Origin of the sequence: Sulfitobacter sp. HI0027 (assembly GCF_001634775.1) — a bacterium.
Lineage (GTDB): Bacteria > Pseudomonadota > Alphaproteobacteria > Rhodobacterales > Rhodobacteraceae > Sulfitobacter.
Map to the genome: position 1 here is coordinate 1 of NZ_LWER01000212.1, position 4082 is coordinate 4082.

Below are 4082 nucleotides of genomic sequence, written 5' to 3' on the forward strand. Positions count from 1 at the left end.
TTGGGGCACCTCCGCGCGTCCGAGCACAACATGCAGGTGGTTCAGCGCGGCACCCGACAAAAACGCAACATCTTCAGGGGTTTCAGGACGTGCTGACGTGACCCATGTAGGCATCCGGAGTATCCTGGTTAAGTCGTCGGTGGGAACTTGCAGGGCGTTTGGCATGTTCAAAGCCTATAACACGACGGCGCTTTTCACCAGAAATTATCACTGAAAACGCCTCACCTTGCGTGGCCTCATTATGTCCAATAAGTTTACATTATCGGACGTAAAAATGATATGCTCAAAAACATGGGTTGTCGTTTTAGTTTCATGGGTGGATTCGGCCAAAATCCCCCCTCTCGTCGAGGAAATTTCCATTTACCGGTGGACAGGCCTCTTGCTCAACCTGTGGACTCGTTCCGCTCCAGCTTCAACTGCGCGCTTTCCTTTGCCGTTCCGTGGATCTCGCCCATCCGTGAGCCACGGCAATGGGGCGGCACGCCGGAACAGGACGAGGGCGGCCTCCGGCACGACTGCGCCGGGCACCAGATCTGCTCCAAAGAGATCATGCAAGATCACCAGCGTCAGAGCCCGCCAGCGCACTGATAGGTGCTGAAGAGGCGCAAGCCGACCGACGGCCGCGCGGGCTTCGTAAGGGCAGTTCCAGCCCGGTTCATCGTACCAGAGCGCAAGGACAGGCCGGGCTGCCCCGTCACGATCAAGCGGTGCCCAGAGGGTGCGAATTGCATGCTCGAGTCGATCAAGACGGCCGGGGCCACCTATTACGATTCCGCTGATCTGGCGTTGGGTCTCGAGAACGTTTGCAGCAAGATCTGCCTTCAAAGGGTCCTCTGTCTCCCCTCCCCCACTGGTCAGAACGGCATCGCACTTGCGGCAGAAGGGACGCAGCAGGCCATTCAACATGCGAAGGGAAAGCCTCAGGTGACCGCGACACGCAGGGCAGCGATCCAGAAGCATGGTCCGGTGTTCCGGGCAAACCACCTGCTCCGCCAATCGCCAATTCTTCCGAAGATAGGCATCGCGACCGGCAGCGACATCCGCATCGAAACAGGCAAGGCAGACCGGGACTGTCTCGGTCAGAAGCCAGCCCTGCGGCCGACCAGGATATCGGGAAGCCAGTGACCTGCGACGAAGCCGTTCCGGATCGATCCTGCAGGCCTTCGCCCATAGCCTGAGCAGCCCCATGTCCGGCACCACATCGTCAATCTGCCGTGCGCCTGCGTACCTACCCGCCTGCCCCGCCAGGAACACCATCAGCTCAAAGGGCTCCGCCCCGTAGCGCGCGGCAACCCGCGCCATCCAAGACGTGACCAATTCGTCACGGAATGGACGCGGTGCGACGGGCAATCTGGCCGGCACCATCATGCCCCGACCCGTTGTTGCACGGGCTTTCCCCGCCGCCGAGCGGTCTGGGTCATCGAGACCAGCGGCAGCACCAGATTGTCGCCAAAACTATCCGCGTCGAGGCGCTCCTTGCCCGACCGGACCGCATCTTCTGCCGCCGTCTCGATCAGGCGGAAGATGCGCGCCGTCACACCGGAGGTCAGCTTGTGAATCCGCTCTCTGGCCTCTCCACTGATCAGATCGGAGGCCTCGCGCAAAGGCAGGATGCGTTCGAAACTTTTCAAGAGCCCGGCGAAGGCGGTATCGTTCTGCCAGGGCTTGAGATGGAACGCCTCGAAGCGCTCGGCCAGTTGTGCATCGGTCAGCAACGCCTGGCGCGCGAGGTCAGTCCCTGCACAAACCAGCGGGATCCGTAAATCATTGGCCAGAAACCTTATGGCGTTGAGAAATATGCGCTGCTGGCGGAACGTACCAGCGAGCATACCGTTCACCTCGTCGAGGATGATCATCTTAGCTCCTACGGTCCGCAACAGTGACCGGCAGATATCCTTCTCACGGGCGAGCGTGCCGCCTGTCATCGCCGGCGCGCCCATGCTGGCCAGAAGTTCGCGGTAAAGATCGCACTCGATGGGCTCAGAAGGCACTTGCGCAACAACCACCGGGCGGTGGTCAACGCCGGTGATCTGGCTGAACTTCGGAGGGTGGTCGCGTTCAAACTTGCGGACGATCTTGGTTTTACCCATTCCGGTGTCACCGTAGATCAGCAGGCATGGCATCCGGTCACGCGGTGGATAGGTCAACAGGTTCTCCAGACGTGCCAGAGCGGCCCCGGACTGATCGAATCCAATCCAACGATCGGCCCTGATCCAGGCAATGCGCTCATCATCCGGCAGCGCCGCAAACCGGCGGTAGGTCGGATCGAGATGCGCAAATGCGCTGCCTTCGGTCACGACCATTCCTCAACTTCGAACCCCGGGTGGTCCCTGAGCACATTCTCGCTTTCCTTGGGCTCCGGACCGGCATCTACAGCCTCGTAGGCTCCTACCCCATCAAGCGCTCGGTCCCGTCGCTCGGAAAACCGCCTGGCTTCCCGTGTCCTGATGCTGGCAGCATCAACCAGGGCGCGCTGCTCCTCGATCACCGCGAATATGAGGTCTTCGTCCTCGAGCGCACGCCCGCGCTCGCGCAAAATCGCCTGCGCACGACGATGCTCCGCAAGGGTGATCGACGGATGGCGCAGGTCCGCAAACCGCACAGCATAGCGCTGACCCTCAGGGCTCCGGACAAAGACCGTGGAGAGGTCGCGAGGATCGTAGGACACGCGCAATTGCCGGTCCTGCCGACCCGCCCAGAGGCTCAGGACATCGTCCCAATACCGCAGGCCGAAGAGATGGATGCCATCGCGGCGTACCATGCGTTCCGTGCTCGGCAGGAAGTCGATCCGGAACCCCTCCGGATCGTAAGGCCGGCGCAATGGTGCCTCGCGCCGCCCATAGGCCTCGTTCCAGGCCGCGACTGGCGGAATGCCGAGCGAGCGGTGCCGTTCAACATGATAACGGGTGATTTCCAGCGCCAACCAGTGCTCCAGCTCGTCGAGCGTCATCGCCGACTTGCCCACGGAATCATAGTTGCCGCGGTCCTTGATGCTGCTGAAGGTCGATCCCGGCAGCAGGTGGACCGCCCCCATCATCGTGCCGATCAGCCGCTCGATGTGACCGCCGTAATGTGGCGCCCCTATAGGCCTGTACTGCAGCGAAATCCCGTGCTCCTCGGCGCCGCGTTTCATCGCCTTTGAGCGGAATTCCTTGGCATTGTCGACGTGAATGGTCTCCGGCAATCCCTCGGCGGGCCAGTCTGCGTCGATCCCCAAGCTCTCCAGCCAGCCGAATTTGGGCTGCACCAAGTGCTGAATGGCCAGTGCAACCGACAAGGCCGATGGCGGCTCCAGCGTCAGATAGAACCCTGCCACCATGCGGCTGGCTACGTCGATAGCAAGGGTCAGCCAGGGCCGTTGCAAAGGCTTCCGATGAACCCGGTCCACGACGATGACATCGACCAACGTGTGGTCGATCTGAACCACCTCATAGGCCCGTTTGACCTGATAGCTACCTGGCACCGGGTGATGGCGCTGGCGAGAGGCCTTAGCGCCCTCACGCGCCGCCATGAGCTCCGCCGGATCTATCGCCGCCACACGGTCCCGCAGCGTGGTCCAGCACGGGGGACGCAAACCCCTCTGACTGCACCGCCTGCGGACCTCCTTTTGCAGGGCGTTGATGCTCGGCTTCTGGAGGGACTTGTAGAACTCCTCGATCGCCCCCGAAATCACCGCTTCGATCTCGTCAGGCAGCCGGCGGCTACCCGTTGGTGTCCCAACCTGAGCCGCCAGCAAGGAACTGGCGACCGGGCGCGCCTTGTACGCTGAGATCAATTCATACAGGCGAGAGCGCTTGAGGCCAAGATCGCGGCAGGCCTTTAGGAATTCGGCACGGTTCGGTGGCGCATTGCTCGCCAGCCGTCGGATCACTCCCTCACGCGCAACCGCCCGTTCCCATGCCGCATCATCTACGGCGTTGATGTCTGAGCGATCCACCATGGCCAAAACCCAAAAAAGGTATCTTATGTCCGATAATGAAACTATAGTCCGGGAATGAAACAGGAACATGAATTCAATGTATTCAATAACTTAGAGTCCAGTAATGAAGCAAGAGCGACATGGGTAATCTCACAAATAGCAG

Annotated in this window: 4 protein-coding genes; all 4 read right to left on the bottom strand. The window is 60.9% G+C overall.

Annotation, left to right across the window (positions count from 1 at the left end; genetic code table 11):
* Nucleotides 1-165: DUF1403 family protein (locus A3722_RS24830; RefSeq protein WP_150120488.1), on the bottom strand; the 165-nt coding region annotated here is incomplete at its 3' end.
* Nucleotides 166-360: 195 nt separating this feature from the next.
* Nucleotides 361-1368 (bottom strand): TniQ family protein, encoded by a 1008-nt coding sequence (locus tag A3722_RS13780; RefSeq protein ID WP_330220226.1) that lies wholly within the window; start codon nucleotides 1366-1368, stop codon nucleotides 361-363.
* Entirely contained in the window at nucleotides 1365-2303 is a 939-nt protein-coding gene (locus A3722_RS13785; RefSeq protein ID WP_067629915.1) for a TniB family NTP-binding protein, read from the bottom strand. Before A3722_RS13785 ends, A3722_RS13780 begins: the two co-directional genes overlap by 4 nt.
* A complete protein-coding gene (locus A3722_RS13790) occupies nucleotides 2294-3940 on the bottom strand; it encodes a Mu transposase C-terminal domain-containing protein (RefSeq protein WP_067629918.1) in 1647 nt (548 codons plus the stop codon). Before A3722_RS13790 ends, A3722_RS13785 begins: the two co-directional genes overlap by 10 nt.
* Between the last annotated feature and the right edge of the window lie 142 nt (nucleotides 3941-4082).

What these genes read in the sequence shown, in the direction of transcription:
- A3722_RS13785 (WP_067629915.1), bottom strand. Translation starts at nt 2,303, where the DNA reads ATGGTCGTGACCGAAGGCAGCGCATTTGCGCATCTCGATCCGACCTAC.
- A3722_RS13780 (WP_330220226.1), bottom strand. Translation starts at nt 1,368, where the DNA reads ATGATGGTGCCGGCCAGATTGCCCGTCGCACCGCGTCCATTCCGTGAC.
- A3722_RS13790 (WP_067629918.1), bottom strand. Translation starts at nt 3,940, where the DNA reads ATGGTGGATCGCTCAGACATCAACGCCGTAGATGATGCGGCATGGGAA.